Consider the following 437-nt stretch of genomic DNA (forward strand, 5'->3'; position numbering starts at 1 on the left):
GTGTTATGCAGGCGTTATACATATTTAAAATATTTTAAGTCACTCGCACTTTTTATTTATTGTTAACTATGAATCTAAAGTATAAATATACTATACCAATCATTTAATTAGTGAAGGATTATATTAATGAAAGGCTCAATATTAACGTTTAATGAATCTACTCGTGAAGGTGTTATCTCAGGGGAAGATGGTAATCGTTATGATTTAAATATAGCAGAATGGAAAAGTGATTCATTACCAAAATCTGGTGATACCGTTGATTTTTCTATCTTAGATGAACAAGCGACCGCTATTTATATTATTTCAAATACATCTACAAGCTCCAAAAAAGTTCCAGCAGCTCTTTTAGCATTTTTCTTAGGTGCTTTGGGTGTGCATAAATTTTATTTGGGTTATAAAAAACAAGGCTTAATTATGCTACTTGTATTTATATTTGG

Annotated in this window: 1 protein-coding gene; it reads left to right on the forward strand. The window is 29.5% G+C overall.

Annotated elements, in window-relative coordinates; translation table 11 throughout:
* Nucleotides 1-126: 126 nt before the first annotated feature.
* A partial coding sequence (locus A6E03_RS19670; protein WP_065601584.1) for a TM2 domain-containing protein occupies nucleotides 127-437 on the forward strand: 311 nt, incomplete at its 3' end.

Source organism: Aliivibrio sp. 1S128, from assembly GCF_001691065.1.
GTDB lineage: Bacteria > Pseudomonadota > Gammaproteobacteria > Enterobacterales > Vibrionaceae > Aliivibrio.